The organism is Saccharopolyspora dendranthemae, from assembly GCF_007829955.1.
Taxonomy (GTDB): Bacteria; Actinomycetota; Actinomycetes; order Mycobacteriales; family Pseudonocardiaceae; genus Saccharopolyspora; species Saccharopolyspora dendranthemae.
On record NZ_VIWX01000001.1, the window covers coordinates 742,512 to 758,306 of the forward strand.

Annotated in this window: 15 protein-coding genes; 4 read left to right on the forward strand and 11 right to left on the reverse strand. The window is 70.3% G+C overall.

Annotation, left to right across the window (positions count from 1 at the left end):
- Window positions 1-39: 39 nt before the first annotated feature.
- From FHU35_RS03320 to FHU35_RS03330, 3 genes are all read left to right on the forward strand, one after another.
- Entirely contained in the window at window positions 40-966 is a 927-nt protein-coding gene (locus FHU35_RS03320; RefSeq protein WP_145736583.1) for a LysR family transcriptional regulator, read from the forward strand.
- A 27-nt stretch (window positions 967-993) separates the two neighbouring features.
- The gene (locus FHU35_RS03325; protein ID WP_145736585.1) at window positions 994-2,070 is read left to right on the forward strand and encodes a glycoside hydrolase family 183 protein; all 1,077 of its coding nucleotides are present in this window, start codon (window positions 994-996) and stop codon (window positions 2,068-2,070) included.
- Window positions 2,071-2,131: 61 nt separating this feature from the next.
- The gene (locus tag FHU35_RS03330) at window positions 2,132-2,608 is read left to right on the forward strand and encodes a hotdog fold domain-containing protein (protein ID WP_145736587.1); all 477 of its coding nucleotides are present in this window, start codon (window positions 2,132-2,134) and stop codon (window positions 2,606-2,608) included.
- Window positions 2,609-2,747: 139 nt separating this feature from the next.
- Here FHU35_RS03330 and katG read toward each other — a convergent pair whose 3' ends face one another.
- Both katG and FHU35_RS03340 read right to left on the reverse strand, forming a co-directional pair.
- On the reverse strand, window positions 2,748-4,958 hold the full coding sequence (katG, locus tag FHU35_RS03335) for a catalase/peroxidase HPI (protein ID WP_145736589.1): 2,211 nt from the start codon (window positions 4,956-4,958) through the stop codon (window positions 2,748-2,750).
- Window positions 4,959-4,975: 17 nt separating this feature from the next.
- Entirely contained in the window at window positions 4,976-5,389 is a 414-nt protein-coding gene (locus FHU35_RS03340; RefSeq protein ID WP_145737927.1) for a Fur family transcriptional regulator, read from the reverse strand.
- A 173-nt stretch (window positions 5,390-5,562) separates the two neighbouring features.
- On the opposite strand from FHU35_RS03340, the gene FHU35_RS03345 reads away from it, so the two are divergent.
- Window positions 5,563-6,204, forward strand: a complete 642-nt coding sequence (locus FHU35_RS03345; RefSeq protein ID WP_145736591.1) for a hypothetical protein — start codon at window positions 5,563-5,565, stop codon at window positions 6,202-6,204.
- A gap of 89 nt (window positions 6,205-6,293) precedes the next feature.
- Here the strand turns inward: FHU35_RS03345 and FHU35_RS03350 are convergent, their stop codons facing one another.
- The 9 genes from FHU35_RS03350 to FHU35_RS03395 form a co-directional block, all read right to left on the reverse strand.
- The gene (locus tag FHU35_RS03350) at window positions 6,294-7,745 is read right to left on the reverse strand and encodes a cytochrome P450 (protein ID WP_145736593.1); all 1,452 of its coding nucleotides are present in this window, start codon (window positions 7,743-7,745) and stop codon (window positions 6,294-6,296) included.
- 302 nt (window positions 7,746-8,047) lie between these two features.
- Entirely contained in the window at window positions 8,048-8,578 is a 531-nt protein-coding gene (locus FHU35_RS03355; protein WP_145736595.1) for a hypothetical protein, read from the reverse strand.
- Entirely contained in the window at window positions 8,575-9,075 is a 501-nt protein-coding gene (locus FHU35_RS03360) for an Mce protein (RefSeq protein WP_145736597.1), read from the reverse strand. Before FHU35_RS03360 ends, FHU35_RS03355 begins: the two co-directional genes overlap by 4 nt.
- Window positions 9,051-10,346 carry an MCE family protein gene (locus FHU35_RS03365; protein ID WP_145736599.1) on the reverse strand — a complete coding sequence of 432 codons (1,296 nt, stop codon included), beginning with the start codon at window positions 10,344-10,346 and terminating at the stop codon, window positions 9,051-9,053. Before FHU35_RS03365 ends, FHU35_RS03360 begins: the two co-directional genes overlap by 25 nt.
- Window positions 10,346-11,506 (reverse strand): MCE family protein, encoded by a 1,161-nt coding sequence (locus tag FHU35_RS03370; RefSeq protein WP_145736601.1) that lies wholly within the window; start codon window positions 11,504-11,506, stop codon window positions 10,346-10,348. Before FHU35_RS03370 ends, FHU35_RS03365 begins: the two co-directional genes overlap by 1 nt.
- A complete protein-coding gene (locus FHU35_RS03380) occupies window positions 11,506-12,621 on the reverse strand; it encodes an MCE family protein (RefSeq protein ID WP_186459238.1) in 1,116 nt (371 codons plus the stop codon). The genes FHU35_RS03370 and FHU35_RS03380 overlap by 1 nt, the downstream gene beginning before the upstream one ends.
- Window positions 12,618-13,598 (reverse strand): MCE family protein, encoded by a 981-nt coding sequence (locus FHU35_RS03385; protein WP_145736603.1) that lies wholly within the window; start codon window positions 13,596-13,598, stop codon window positions 12,618-12,620. The genes FHU35_RS03380 and FHU35_RS03385 overlap by 4 nt, the downstream gene beginning before the upstream one ends.
- 2 nt (window positions 13,599-13,600) lie before the next feature.
- Entirely contained in the window at window positions 13,601-14,620 is a 1,020-nt protein-coding gene (locus FHU35_RS03390) for an MCE family protein (RefSeq protein ID WP_145736605.1), read from the reverse strand.
- Entirely contained in the window at window positions 14,617-15,792 is a 1,176-nt protein-coding gene (locus FHU35_RS03395) for an MCE family protein (protein WP_186459239.1), read from the reverse strand. Before FHU35_RS03395 ends, FHU35_RS03390 begins: the two co-directional genes overlap by 4 nt.
- Between the last annotated feature and the right edge of the window lie 3 nt (window positions 15,793-15,795).

Here is a 15,795-nt window from a genome sequence, read left to right on the forward strand (position 1 = left end):
AAAGTTACTTTTCCTCCACCACTGATTTAGCCTGGCTGAATGCCGCTCGACCCTCGCCGCCTGCTGATCCTGCGCACCGTCCGGCGGACGGGAAGCGTGCTGGGCGCGGCGCACCTGCTGCACCTGACCCCGTCCGGTGTGTCCCAGCACCTCACCAAGCTGGAGAACGAACTGGGCCTCGATCTCGTCGACCGGGAGCAGCGCGGCGGGGGCCGCACGATCCGCTTCACCCCCGCGGGCAACGCGCTGGCCGACCGCGCGGACCGGGTCGCCGAAGCGCTGGCGGAAGCCGAGCTGGACATGGAGCAGTTCCGCGACGGGCCTGCCGGACCGCTGCGCGTCGGCGGCTTCTCGGTGGCGCTCAGCGAGCTGGCGGCTCCGGTCGCCATGCGGATGGCCGCGGTGAACCCGGCGCTGGACCCGTGCATCTACGAGATCTCCGAGACCGAACGGCTGCACGCGCTCAGCACCGGCGAGCTGGACCTGATCCTCAGCGAGCGACCCGGCGACGACGGGCCGGTGCGACCGCCGGGCGTCGTCGAGGTCGACCTGATGCGCGACCCGTTCCGCGTGGTCGTGCCCGTCACCTGGCCGTCGGACTCCGAACCGGCGACGCTGCTCGCCAGGCCGTGGATCACCACGTCGTTCGGCCCCGCGACCCGCCGCCACCTGGAGCGGATGTGCCGGGAGCACGGGCTGGAGCTCGACGCGCACGACATCGGCACGGGCACCACGCCGACGTTGCTCGGACTCGTGGCGCACGGACTCGGCGCGACGATCATCCCGTCCCTCACGCTGCGCCAGAACCCCTCGCCGAAGGTGCGGCTGAGCAACGCCATCGCCGATCCCGGTTCGCGCGTGCTGACCTGCCTTCACCGGGAGAACGCGCCCGCGCTGGTGCATCACATGATCAACGAGATGCGCCACTACGCCGCGACCGAGCTGCAGCACGTACCGTCGGGGTGAGGACGAACCCGGCAGAAGGGCGGAGCGTTGCGCAAGGTCAAGGACCTCACGGGGCCCGGCATCACCGACCACCTGGGCATCGGCGGCACCGATCTCGGAGTCGCCACGATCGCACCGGACGGAAGATTGGTGGCGGTGTTCGGTGACACCTTCGACCGCGCCGGGGTCGGCGGACCGGGCTGGCGCTCACCGGTCGTGGTCTTCGGCGACGCGGCCACCGCGCGCTCGGGCATCCGGTGGACGGGATCGTTCGGTCCGCGCAGCGATTACGCCGACCAGGCCCTGCCTTACCAGCACGATTCGGTTATCGAGGGCCACCAGGTCAGCACCGTGCTGCCCACCGACGTCATCACCATCGGCGACGAGATGTTCTTGCACGTCATGGTGTGCCAGGGGCTCGGCAACGTGCACTGGACCGAGATCCACCGCTCGACCGACAACGGCGAGACGTGGGAGCACACCCGAGCGACCTGGCCGGGGAACGCGCACGGCGGCCTGTTCCAGATGCTGACCTGGGAGCTCGGCGACGACGGGTTCGTCTACGCCTTCTCCACCCGTTTCCAGCGCGACCAGGGGCTGCTCCTGCACCGCGTGCCCGCCGACCGGATCACCGATCCGGCCGCGTGGCAGGGCTGGGGGTTCCGCGACGGCCAGTGGGCGTGGCACAACCCGCCGACGGTCGTGCTCACCGGCGCCTACGGCGAGCTGTGCCTGCGGAAGGTCGAGAACCGCTGGCTGCTGGCCCTGTTCAACGCCGGCGACTACCGGGTGGACGTGCTCAACCTCGGCGAACCGACCGAGAACCTCTACGAGGCCGTCCGCGGCACGGTGCTGCACGGGTGCGCGTGGGGCTGCGAGGACCACGACGCCGGCCACGTCGCCCAGCTCTACGGCGGCTACATCGTTCCCGGCTCCACGCTCGACGACCTGCACCTGGTGGTCAGCCAGTGGAACACCGAGCGCAACTGGCCGTACCGGGCGATGCAGTTCGCGGGCAGGGCACCCCGTCCCGGGGATGAGCCGCTGCCCCCGCCACCGCCGCCCGGCGAGGCCGGCGGTGTGCTGCGCGGTGCGGCGAAGCTGGCGCGGAGGTTCCTGGGCTGACCGGCGTGACCCCGAGCACCACCACCCGAAGGTTACTGGTGAGTAATATAGCCTCTCGGTCATGAGCTCTCAGACTCCGACCTTCGCGCTCTGGAACAAGATGTCCAAGGTCTTCGGCGGCCGCGGACTGTTCTCGCTGAGCGTGAGCCTCAAAGCGCCCTACTTCCGGACGATCCTGCCCACGATCCGGGAGATGGAGCCCGGGCGCTGCGTGGTCAGCTCGCCGAAGTGGTGGGGCGTGCACAACCACATCGGTACTTACCACGCCATCGCCGCGTGCAACCTCGCCGAGGTCGCGATGGGCATGGTCGCCGAGGCGACGGTGCCCACCTCGCACCGCTGGCTTCCGAAGAAGATGAACGTCGAGTACCTCGCGAAGGCCGAGACGAGCCTGCGCGCCGTCGCGGAGCTGGACTCCATCCCCGACTTCGGCGACGAGGGCCAGGAGATCGACGTCCCGGTCGACATCTACGACAAGAAGGACCAGGTCGTCGTCCGCGCCACCATCACCATCTGGGTCACCCGCAAGAAGAAGTAGCCCCGGCCCGTCCGGACAGGACGAGCCGGACCCGCGAAGTTCGCCGCGCCGCCGGGACTTTCACGACGGGCCGCGACCGCTCCTCCCGCAGACACGACGAGACCCCGCCCAGTGGACGGGGTCTCGTTCGCGTTCAGCCTCAGACCAGGTCGTAGCGGTCCAGGTTCATGACCTTGACCCACGCGTTGACGAAGTCCTGGAGGAACTTCTCCTTGCCGTCGGCCGAGGCGTAGACCTCGGCCAGCACGCGCAGCTCGGAGTTCGAACCGAAGACCAGGTCCGCACGGGTACCGGTCCACACGACCTCACCGGAGGCGTTGGTGGCCTCGAAGGAGGACTGGTCCTCCGAGGTCGAGCGCCAGGTGTAGGCCATGTCGAGCAGGTTCACGAAGAAGTCGTTGCTCAGCACGCCCGGCTTGCTGGTGAGCACGCCGTTCGACGACCCGTCGTAGTTGGCGCCCAGCACGCGCAGGCCACCGACCAGCACCGTCATCTCCGGGGCGCTCAGGGTGAGCAGGTTGGCCCGGTCGACGAGGCTGTACTCGGCCGGCATCTCCGCGGCCTTGCTCGAGTAGTTGCGGAACCCGTCGGCGATGGGCTCCAGCGCGTCGAACGAATCCGCGTCGGTGTGCTGCTCACCGGCGTCGACGCGACCCTGGGTGAAGGGCACCTCGATGTGCGAACCGGCGTCGGCGGCGGCCTTCTCGACTGCGGCGGAACCGCCGAGCACGATCAGGTCGGCCAGCGAGACCTTCTTGCCGAAGGACTGCTGCACGCCCTCCAGCGCGGAGAGCACGGTGGCCAGCTGGTCCGGGTTGTTGACCTCCCAGTTGCGCTGCGGCTCCAGGCGGATGCGGGCACCGTTGGCGCCACCCCGCTTGTCGCTGCCGCGGAAGGTCGAGGCCGAGGCCCACGCGGTGGACACCAGCTGCGACACGGTCAGGCCCGAGTCGAGGATCTTGGCCTTGAGGGCCTTGACGTCCTCATCGGACAGCGAGTCGTTGTCGCTGGCCGGCAACGGGTCCTGCCAGATCAGCTCTTCGTCGGGAACCTCCGGGCCGAGGTAGAGCGACTTGGGACCCATGTCGCGGTGCGTCAGCTTGAACCAGGCGCGGGCGAAGGCGTCCGCGAACTGGTCCGGGTTCTCCATGAAGCGACGCGAGATCGGCCCGTAGATCGGGTCGACCTTCAGCGAGATGTCGGTGGTCAGCATGTTCGGCGCGATCCGGTTGGACGGGTCGTGCGCGTCGGGCACCGTGCCCTCGCCCGCGCCGCCCTTCGGACGCCACTGCCAGCCACCGCCCGGTCCTTCGTAGACCTCCCACTCGAAGCTGAGGAGGTTCCACAGGAAGTTGGTGGTCCACTTGGTGGGCGTGGAGGTCCAGGTGACCTCCAGACCACTGGTGATGGTGTCGCCACCCTTGCCGGTGCCGTAGTTGTTCTTCCAGCCCAGGCCCTGGGCCTCCAGGCCGGCGCCCTCGGGCTCGGCCTCCAGGTTGGAGTCCGGGGCGGCACCGTGGGTCTTGCCGAAGGTGTGGCCACCGGCGATGAGGGCGACGGTCTCCTCGTCGTTCATCGCCATCCGGCCGAAGGTCTCGCGGATGTCGCGCGCGGCGGCCACCGGGTCGGGCTGGCCCTCCGGGCCCTCCGGGTTGACGTAGATCAGACCCATGTGGGTCGCGCCCAGGGGGCGCTCCAGCTCGCGCTCACCGGTCGCGGTGGAGATGCGCTTGTCGCTGCCCAGCCAGGTCGTCTCGGCACCCCAGTAGACGTCGTCCTCGGGCTCCCACTCGTCGACGCGGCCGCCGCCGAAGCCGAAGGTCTCAAAGCCCATCGACTCGAGCGCGACGTTGCCGGTGAGGACCATCAGGTCGGCCCAGGACAGCTTGCGGCCGTACTTCTGCTTGACGGGCCACAGCAGGCGGCGCGCCTTGTCCAGGCTGACGTTGTCCGGCCAGGAGTTCAGCGGGGCGAACCGCTGCTGACCGCCGCCGGCGCCGCCGCGACCGTCGCTGATGCGGTAGGTGCCCGCGGAGTGCCACGCCATGCGGATCATCAGCGGGCCGTAGTTGCCGAAGTCCGCGGGCCACCAGTCCTGCGAGTCGGTCAGGACCGCCTCGATGTCCTTCTTGACCGCGGCCAGGTCCAGCTTCTTGAACTCCGCGGCGTAGTCGAAGTCCTCGCCCATCGGGTTCTTGTTGGGGTGTTGCTTCGCCAGGATCTTCAGGTTGAGCCGGTTCGGCCACCAGTCGCGGTTGGCGTCACCCTGGGTGGGGTGAGTCAGGCCCCCGTGCGCGACCGGGCAACCCCCGGATTGGTTCGTCTCTTGGGTGTCAGGGCTGTCAGACACGGGAATCCTTCCGAATTTCAGTGCGGTTCTTCAGCGGATTCGGGGGCGCAGTGTGCGCAGAGCCCCCAGTAGATGACCTCTGCTTCGTCGATGACGAAGCCGTGGGTGTCCGACGCCTCCAAGCACGGCGCGGAACCCACGGAGCAGTCGACGTCGTGGATCTCTCCGCACGACCGGCACACGACGTGGTGGTGGTTGTCCCCGACCCGCGCCTCGTAGCGGGCCACGGACCCCATCGGCTGGATCCGGCGCACCAGACCGGCCACGGTGAGCGCCCGCAAGACGTCGTAGACGGCCTGGTGGGACACCTTGGGCAGGTCGTTCCGGACTTGACCGATGATCGAATCTGTGTCGGCGTGCGCGTTGTCGTGCACTGCGGACAGCACTGCCACCCGAGGCCGCGTCACACGCAGTGCGACCTCGCGCAGCATGCGCTCGTAATCCGCAGTCGTCGTCACGCCCGCCACCCTGCCGGATTTTCTTGAACTAATCAAGTCAAACTCCGGACTCATCACCGGCCCGAGTGATCCAGAAGCACCCCGCCGGCCGTGTGGTGGTTGCGGAGCGGACCGCGCCACGATCGACGACCGGAAGTGAGACACCCGTGCCCGTACCAGGTTTTCCACCGAGCGCTCTGGACGACGACGGCGATCCGAAGTGGATCACGGAACTGGCCTGCGCGGACCCGAACCACATCCTGCACGCCGTCCGCGGTCTCGACCCCAGGGCAGCGCTGGAGGTGATCGGCGCCAAGCCGCACCTGATCCGGCCTTGCGCGCTGCCCGAGAGCAAGCCCGACGACTGGACCTCGCTGCCCGGAGCGGCACTGGGAATCGAGCCCGGTACGTCCGCCGCGCTGTTGGCCGGGCAGGTCGGCGACTGGACCTTCGTCTACGACGACTCCGGGCACACCTTCGACGACGCGACCGAGAACCTGTCGGCATCCGGCCGGACCGCCGCGACCAGCGTGTTCACCATCAACGGCGACGCGAGCATGTCCTTCGCCGTCGACGGCGAGCAGGTCGCCTGGATCAACGTCGACGATCTGGTGGAGGACGACCTCGCCGGATTCCCCGAGGAACTTCGCACCGCGTTCGAGCTGGCGGGCGTCGTCGAGGACGAGAACCTGGAGCCGGGGCAGTTCGACTGCGCGGTGACCATGCGCGCCACCTGCGCCCTCGCCGGCCTCACGGTCACCCTCGACGACCTCCGGACCCTCCCCCTCCTCGGCGCCCCGCTCGGGTGACCCACTCCCAGTTTTAGTCCTAACTGAGCCGACATTTCGGACATGATCATGGCTCGGTTTGGACTAAAACTGGGACCTGCCGCACCGGATTACCTCCGCCGCAGGGTCACCGGCAGTCCGTCGACGGGCACCGGCAGCGACACGTAATCCCACTTGACCTCGTAGTCGTCCGGGACCGTCCAGGTGTAGGCCCGCAGCATCTCGTGCAGCAGCAGCTTCACCTCCAGGGTCCCGAAGTGCAGTCCGATGCACTTGTGCGCGCCGCCGCCGAAGGGCATCCAGGCGAACCGGTGCGACTTGTCCTCCCGGCGGTCCTCGCCGAAGCGCTCCGGATCGAACTCGAACGGGTTCGTCCAGTGATCCTCGGAGAAGTGGTTGACCAGCGGGGACACGCCCACCATCGTTCCGGCGGGGACGTGGTGGCCCAGGACGTCGGTGTCGCGGACGGTCGTGCGCACCATCGAGGGCACCGGCGCGACGAGCCGCAGCGCTTCCTTGATCACCAGGTCCAGAGTCTCGAGCTTCTCCACCGCTTCGATGTCGGGGATGTCGTCCCCCAGCGCCAGCGATTCGGCGCGGGCGCGCTCCTGCCACTCCGGGTGCTTGGCCAGGTAGTAGGCCACGGCGGAACTGGTGATGGTGGAGGTGTCGTGGGCGGCCATCATCAGGAAGATCATGTGGTTGATGACGTCGTCGTCGCCGAACTGCTCGCCGTCGTCGCTGCGTGCGTGGCACAGCGCGGAGAACAGGTCATCGCCCTCGACCGCGCGGGCTGAGCCGATGTTGTCGGCGAAGTAGCGCTCCAGCAGCTTGCGACCGGCCAGGCCCGCGGCCCAGCGACCACCGGGGACCGGGTAGCGCACCACGGCGGTGGCCGCGCGCACCGAGTCGACGAAAGCGCGGTTCACGCGGTCGGCTTCGGCGCCGCTGCCGCGTCCCATGAACACCCGGGTCGCCACGTCCAGCGTCAACTGCTTGAGCAGCCAGTACAAGCGCGGCCGCTCCTGCCCGCCCCACGCGACGACACCTTCCCGCAGGGTCGGGCCCATCTGGTCGACGTAACCGGTGAGCCGCTGCCGGGTGAAGGCCTGCTGCATGATGCGCCGGTGACCCATGTGCTCGTCGAAGTCCAGCAGCATCAGGCCGCGGTGGAAGAACTTGTCGATGAGCGTCCGCCACCCGCCCTGGGAGAACGCCTTGTCCTTGTTGACCAGGGCGATCGAGGTGGCTTCCGGCCCGCCGAGGGTGACCATGCGCTGGCCTAGCGAGTAGGCCCAGGAGACCTGGCCGAAGAGCTGGTAGCGGCGCAGCGCGAACGCGGGGCCGTAGCGCATGAAGTCCAGCGAGTGGCCGATCACCGGGGGCCCGGCGTCGCCGAGCACGGGTTTGAGCCCGCTCCCCGGCGGCGGTGGCGCGAGTTCGGTTACCGGCCAGCGCTTTTCGAGAATTCGGCGGTCCACCGACCGCGGCAGCGGCATCGAGGTGAGCGGTGGAACCCGCCTGCGGATAGCTTCGTTGACCTTCTCCAGCTGGAAAACCATTGCTGCTCCTCCCCCTTTGGAAGAACGGCTAGGTTCCTGCCGAGCTTGCAGCCGACCGTCGAGCGACGACCTCCGCCCGGGAAACGGCCTGAGCAGGAAGGAACCTCGGCGAACGAAGAGGAAGATCAGCTCTGGAACTCAGCGGAACGGGCTCTGTCACGGCTCGTCGTGGGCAACGTCGTCAACAGCGATACTGGCACCGCGCACCCTCCGGGTCAACATCACAGCGGAACTGATACATGAAAGGAGTCCCACCTGCGCTGTTCAGGAACCGGGCGCCACCGATCAGGCATGCGCACTGCTCACACGGTGTCCATCTTGGACACCAGCCAGTCGTCGCCGGTCTTCTCCAAGGTCACGCGGATCCGGGCGCCCTCGATCAGCGGAGTCGTCTGGCGTGCGCTGGTGGTGAGCTGGTTGATGAACGCCAGCACCACCACGCGGTTCTCCTCGGCGCTGACGACGCCCAGGGCGGAGACCGTGGTGCGGGTGCTGATCCGGTCGCGCACCGCCGCGGGGCGGACCGCGCTGCGCTGCAGTTCGAGGTAGTCGCGGGCGAATGCGCCGGTGACCGCGCGCTGGGCCGCGTCGAGGTCGCGGTCGAGCGTGTCGTGGCTGTAGCTGAGCACTTCCGGGATGCGCTGCGCGGCTGCCCGGCCGGCCTCCGACCGCGCCGAGTCGACGCGTGCGGCGGCCGCCTGCCGCAGGTGCAGGACGCAGACCCCGGTGGCGGCGGCCAGCAGCACCAGCACGACCAGCGCGGTCACGATCCTCCGCCGCCGCGGCGTCGCGACGACCTCCTGCTCGTCGGTGGCTTCAGCTGTGGTGGTCATGGCACGAACTCCAGGTTGGCGACGAGCCAGGTGCCGGCCGTCTTCTCGAGGGTGATCCGCATCCGGTACTGGCGCTCCTGCCCTTCCGGCGACCCCGCGTTGCCGACCGTGGCGCGCACCGCGGCGAGCGCGACCGCCGTGCGGTCGTCGGCGTGCGACAGGGCCGCCTCGACGACCTCGCCCCGGGAGGTCACCTGGGATCCGGTGACGAGATCGCGGAAAGCCGGGCTCTGCTGGGCGAACTGGTCGGAGAAGGCGCCGGTCGCCAGCGAGGCCAGCCGTTGCGAGTCCTGCTCGACGGTCGGCGCGCTGATGTTGGTCAGGGCCAGCGCGGCCTGGCGGGCGACGGCGACGGCCTGCCGGCCGGACTCCTCGCGCTCGGCCGCGGCCCGCGCCGAGTTCTGGAACTGCGTGCCCGCCACGACGAGTCCGACGAGCAGCGCGGTCGCCATCACCAGGCCCGCGGTGCGCCTCACTTCAGCAGCAGATCGCGCCATGTCCCCTGCTCCTCTCCTCGCTGTTCTCGCACGTCGCCGAGCAGGACCAGGTGTCCGTCGGGCAGCATCGCGTTGCCGGTGCTCGGGTCGTAGGGGGCCACGACCTCCTCCGGCCGCGCCCCGCACGCGGCCGCGCTCGGCCCGCGTCGACCAGGGTCGTTGGCGCACGGGTAGTTCCGCGTTCCGCGGACCGATCGCGGATCGTCCGGCGCGACCTTGCAGTACTGGTCGGGCGGGGTCTCGGCGGGAGTTTCGTCGCCGAACGACCGCTGCTGCGACATCGACGTGTAGCCGGAGTAGCAGGGCGGCGTGCTGTTGACGCTGGTGCGGATGCCCAGGTGCGCGCTGCCGGGCGCGGCTCCCGGTTGCTGGACGACCCGTTGCAGCGCCGCGGTCACCGCCGGGTAGAGCACGAGGGTCTGCGAAACGCCGGGCAGTTGGGTCCGGATGACCTGCCCGGTGGAGTCCAGGTCGGCGAGCAGCTGCGGCAGCGCGGGCGTCAGCCTGTCCTGCAGGCCGATCAGCGCGTCGGCAGCGGACGGCGTGTCGGCCAGGACCCCGCGCAGGTCCGCGTCGCTGCGGCGCAGCTGGTCGGTGAACGACGCGAGATCCCGCAAGGTGGACCGGGTTTCCGGCGCGATCTGCTGCTGGGTCCGCAGGAACGGTTCCAGTTCGCGGATGAGCCCGACGGTCGGTTCCAGATTGGCCCCGGCCCGGTGCAGCACGGTCCTGGTGTTCTCCAGCAGCGTGGTGACCTGCGCTTCCTGACCGCCGAGCCCGGTGATCAGCTCGTCCAGGACCACGTTGAGCTCGTCTTGCGGGACGGAGGCGGCGAGATCGTCGAGGCTGGTGATGAGCTCGTCGGTGCGCGGCAGCGTCGTCGTCTCGGTGATGCGGTCGCCCGGTTCGAGCCACGGAGGCCCGTCCTCGGCCGGGGTGAGGTTGACCGACTGCTCGCCGATCGCCGACTTGCTGCGGATCGCCGCGCTCACCCGGGCCGGTACGCGGACGTCGTCGTCGATGCCGAGCGTGGCCACGGCGGTGCCGTCGCCCAGCTCCACCGAACGCACCTTGCCGATCTCGACGTCCCGGTAGCCGACCACGGCTCCCGGGTGCAGTCCGGTGGCGTCGGTGAACACGGCGGTGACCTGGTACTGCCCGAAGCCCAGCAGCTGCCGCAGGTCGAGGTAGTTCACCAGCACGGTGCCCACGCCGAACACGGTGAGCGCGGCGAACACCGCCAGCTGGGCCCGGATTCGCCTGGTCAGCATCAGTTGCCTCCCAGCAGGTCGCCGAGCAGCGGGAGTTCGGGGTCGGGCGGCGGGTTCTCCGGCGGCGGCGAGGGCGGCGGTTCCTCGATGGGGGAACCGATGCCCAGCGGCCCGCGGATCGGGTCGGTGGCCTGCAGCGCGGTGCGGGCGACGCCGAGCACGGTCTCGACGGGAGTCCCCGCCAGCAGACCGGATTCGAGCGCGGGGACCGAGAGGTCCAGCGTCACGGCCAGGTTCAGGTAGTCGCCGCGCACGACCTTCTTGTAGGTGCTCAGGGGGAACAGCAGGGTTCCCAGCGTGTCCAGGGATTTCGGCACGCTGTCACCGGCTTCCACGAGCTGGTGCAGGGTGGGTCGCAGGTCGCGCACGTTGGCCAGCAGGTCCTCGCGGGACCGGTCGAGCACGTCGGTTCCCACCGCGCCCAGGCGGCTGGAGGCGTCCAGGGCCGAGCGCAACGAGTCGCGCTGCTCGTTGAGGACGCGGATTCCCGGCCCCAGCTCGTCGAAGGCCCGACCGAGCCGCTGGGAGTCCGCCCGCAGCCGCGCCGCGAGGCCGTCGACGGCTTCGATGGAGCGGATGATCTGCGCCTTCTGCTCGTCGGCGGAGCGCGCGAGGGTGTCGAGCTGGTGGATGAGGTCCCTCGCCTGCTGCTCGTTGCCGCTCAGCGCGCGGTTGAGCTCGTCGGTGACCTCCCGGACCTGGCGCAGCCCACCGCCGTTGAGCCACAGCGACAGCGCCGCGAGCAGTTCCTCGGTGCCCGGGTAGCGGTTGGTCCGCTCCACCGGGATGAGGTCGCCGTCGCGCAGCCGCCCGGTCGCCTGTCCCTCCGGTCTCGCGAGCTCGACGTACTGGGCGCCGAGCAGGCTCTTCTGCCCGATGTTGGCCACGGCGTCGGCGGGCAGCACCACGTCCGGGTCCAGGCCGATCTCCACCTCCGCCTGCCAGCCGTGCAGCCGGATGCTGCGCACCGCGCCCACGGTGACGTCGTCGACCTTGACCTCCGAGCGCGGTACCAGGTTGGCGACGTCGGCGAAGCGCACCACGACGCGCTGCGCGTCGGATCCGCTGCCCGGTCCGCCCGGCAGCGGCACCATCTGGGCGCTGTCGATCGCGCACCCGGCCAGCAGCGCGGGGACCAGCAGGAGGGCGAGCCGGCGCATCACGGGCCACCCGGTGGCGGTTGCCGGTGCGGGTTGCCCGTGCGGTGCAGCGGGTCCAGGCCGACCGGCAGGTGCGGCTGGTCCAGCGGCCGCAGCAGCGGGTCCAGCGCGGCCCTGCAGTCGTCGATGGTGCCGCCCGCGGAGAACACCATCTGGCACGTGAAGCTGGAAAGGCTTGCGGTGTAGGGGATCTGGATCCGGGTGCTGGCCGATCCGGTGGACGGTTCGTAGATGTTGTAGAGGTTGGCCAGCGTCTGCGGCGCGATGTGCAGCACTTCGGCGAGATCGCCTCGACTCGCGGCCAGCGTGGAGGTGACGTCGCGCAGCGAGCCGACGGTGTCGCCGAGCTGCTGCTGGTGGGTGCGGGTGAAGTCGGTGATCGTGACCAGCGCCCGGTCGGACGAGGCCAAGGCCTGGCCCAGGCGTGCGCGGTTGTCCTCGGCGAGCGCGCTGATCGAGGCGAGCTGGGTGGAGAAGGCCCGCAGCCGGTCCTGGCTCGCGTTGAGCCCCGAGGTGAACTCGTCGAGGTTGCGCAGGCTCGCGAACAGGTCTTCGCTGCCCGCCTCGGCGGTGGTGGAGGTCCCGGCGAGCTGGTCGAGCGTGCGGCGGAACTCGGCACCGTTGCCGCCCAGGTTGGCGGCGCCGGCTTCGACGGCGCGGGACACGGCCCCTTCGCGGTTCGCGCCGGTGGGTCCGAGCGCTTTCGCCAGTTCGGTGAGCTCGGCGTTGGTCTGGTCCCACTCGGCGGGCACCACCGTGCGCGACTGCGGGATCTCCGCCTCGTCGGCGAGCAGCGGGCCTCCCCGGTAGACCGGCGCCAGCTGCAGGTACCGGCCGCTGACCAGGCTCGGCGCCACCAGGGCCACCGAGGTGTCGGCCGGGACCGCGCGGTCGGCGTCGTAGCCGAAGCGGACCCGAACCCGGGTGCCTTCGGGGACGATCTCGTCGATCTCGCCGACCCGCACGCCCAGCACCCGCACCTCGTCGTCGACGTGGATGCCGCTCGCGCTCGGGAAGTAGGCGGTCGCGTGCTTCTGCCGCTCCGCGGTCAGCAGGTGGACGGCGGCCACCACGAGGAGCGCTCCGAGCAGGATCGCCAGCACTCGCCGGATCATCGGGTCCCCCTCCCGAGCAGCTGTTCCAGTCCGGGCACCGCGTTGGTCGGCGGGATGTTGGCGAAGTACGCGTCCAGCGCGGGCATCGTGGACAGCACCTCGCCGAGGGTCCGCAGCATCGGGACCGCCTCGTGCACGGCGGCGGTGACGTTGTCTCGGTTCTCGCGCAGGATCGTCAGCACCGACTGCAGTTCGGTCAGCGCCGGGCGCAGCTGCGCGTCGTTCTCGCGGGCGAGCGCGTCGAGCTCGTCGGCGGTCCTGGTCAGGTCCGCCAGCAGCTGCTCGATGGCGGCCTGCCGCTCGTTGAGCGCCAGCAGCAACGTGGTGCCCTCCTCGAAGACGGCGCGCAGGTCCGAATCGTGCTGCGCGAGGACCTGCGTGGTGGCGCGGGAGTGCTCCAGCAGCGAGCGCAGTTCGGTGTCGCGGGCGTTGACGCTCTCGGCCAGCCGCCGCAGCCCGGTCAGCGCTCCGGGAACGCTCCGGGCGGTGCCTTCCAGGGTGTCGGCGACGGTGTCGATCGCCGTGGTCAGCCGCGCGGTGTCCAGCCGGGCGGTGTTGTCGGTCAGGCCCTGCAGCGCTTGGGCCACGTCGTACGGCGGCACGGTCCGCGACAGCGGGATGTGGGCGTCGTCCGGGAGCTCACCGGGCCCGGCCGGGCCGAGGCTCAGGGCCTTCTCGCCGAGGGCGCTCTGGGCCTTGACCGCGGCGGTGCTCGCCTCGCCGATCCGCAGGCCGGGTTCGTCGACGTGGAAGGAGATCAGGACGTCGGTGTCGCGCAGCGCGACCTCCTCGACGCGGCCGACGGTCATGCCGGAGACCACCACGGGGTCGCCTTCGACCAGCCCGCCCGCCTCGGCGAACACCGCGTGCAGGCTGCGCCCGGCCAGCAGCGGCGAGATCGCGTCGCCGCTGAGCGAGAACAGCACGAGGACGGCCAGCAGGGCTGTGCCGATCACGCCGAGCTTGGAATCGGTCATCCTCACTCCCCCGGTTCCGCGCAGCGCCGCACGTCGCTGTCGATCCACGGCGTGTAGACGTACCCGCCGGCCGGGGCGCTGGTCCGGATCCGCACGCTGCACAGGTAGGCGTTGAAGAAGTTGCCGTTCACGCCGATCCTGCCGATGCGGCGGTAGGCCTCGGGCAGTTCGGCCAGCGCAGTGCGCAGCTGCTCGTCGTTGGCGTTGAGCGTGCCGGACAGCGCGCGCAGGTCACCGATCTCGGCGCGGAGGTCGGGCCGCAGCCTGGGCAGCAGGTCGGCGGCTGCCGCGGTGAGCCCGTGCAGGTGGTCGACGGCGCCGGTGACCGAACCGCGGTCGGCGGCCAATCCGCTCACCAGTTGCCGGGTCTGCGCGATGACGTCGGAGACCTGCCGGTCGTGCTCGTCGAAGGTGGCCAGCGCTGCGTCGAGGTTGCCGATGACGTCGCCGATCAGCCGGTCGCGGTCGGCGAGGGTGTGGGTGACCGACGCCAGGGACGTCAGGAACGAGTTCAGCGCCCCGGCTTCGCCCTGCAGGGTCTGGATCAGCGAACCGGACAGCTGGTTGACCTGCTCCGGCGACATCGCCTGGAACAGCGGTTGGAAGCCGCCGACCAGGACGTCGAGGTCCAGCGCCGGTCGGGTGCGCTCCAGCGGGATGACCGCGTCGGCCAGCGGCGGACCTCCTTCGCCTTCGCCGAGTTCCAGGTAGCGGTTGCCGACGAGGTCGCGGTACTTGACGGTCGCGCGGGTGCCCTCGGTGAGCGGCGGCGCGCCCGAGACCGCCATCGTCACCAGCACCGTCGCGTCGGGTCGCATACGCAACGCCTCGACGCGTCCGACGCGCACGCCCGCGATCCGCACCGGATCCCCGGGCTCCAGGTAGGACACGTCGGAGAACACCGCCCGCACCGGGGTTTCCGGGCCCGCGCGGCGCGTTTCGCCCAGCAGGATCGCGATGTAGCCGGCGGCGACGGCCGCGATCGTGAAGAACACCGACAGCTTGATGACCTCGCCCCTCACCGGCCACCTCCGGGCGGTGGGAGCGGCCCGAACAGGTAGAGCGCCAGCAGGTCCGGGTTCAGCGTCGCGGTCTCGTCAGACCCCCGGTACGGGTTGGCGCCGGTGTCGTACTCGACGTACGGCGGGATGCCCCGCACCTCCGGCAATCCGTGGCATTGCGGGCCGGTGTCGACGCCGGTCTTGGGGAGGTTCTCCGGGTACTGGTAGGCGGGCATGCCGGGCAGCAGGCTGATGGTGACGTGCGCGTTGGGGTGGGTTCCGCCGAACTCCGGACCCCCGGTGACCGCGCGGATGAGCCGGCCGTTGCGCTCCATGCCCTGGAAGAAGCACGGCACCACGGGTGAGTAGCGGCGCAGCAGTGCGGTGCTGGGCGCGAGGGTGTCCAGCGTGGTCACGAGCTGGTCGCCGTGGCGTTCCAGGTACCCGCCGGTGGTGTTGCCGACCTCGGTCATCGACAGCAGGAACGCCGCGAACTGCCGGTCCTGCTGGACCAGCGTGGTGCTGGTGCCGCCGAGGTTGCTCGCGGTGGTGGTGAAGTCCCCCGCGACGGCCCGGTAGTCGTCGGCGACCGCCGCGATCTCGGGCAGCCGGGCTTCGAGTTCGGGCAGGTTCGGGTTGAACGCGCGCAGGTAGCCGTCGGTGTCGGCGATCAGCTGGTGGAGGCGTTCGCCGTTCCCGCGCAAGGAACCCGAGACCGAGGTCAGGGCAGCGTTGATCTTGCTCGGTGGCACGCCCTGCAGGGTGCGCATGACGTGGTCGAAGGTGTGGTCCAGCTCGACGTTCACCCGCGCGCGGTCGATCACGGCACCTGCCGCGATGTGCTCGCCGGAGCCGCCCTGCGCGGTCAGCTCGACGTACTTGGCGCCGAACACCGTGGTGGGAACGAGGTTCGCCGACACCTCGGCCGGGATCCGCTCGGCCTGGTCGGGGTCGAGTTCAACGGTCACCCGGGCGCCGGTGCCGTCGGTGGTCACCTCGCTCACCGAGCCGACCTCGACGCCGCGCAGCTTGACCGGTGAGCCCGGTTCCATCAGCAGCCCGGACCGGTCGGCGAGGAGGGAGACCGCGACCACGCGGTCGAACACCCGGTGGTACTGGGCGATCGACAGCACGGCCAGCAGCCCCAGGAACATCGTGAAACCGGCGCCCGCGAGCACGTACCTCCAGTTCACCCG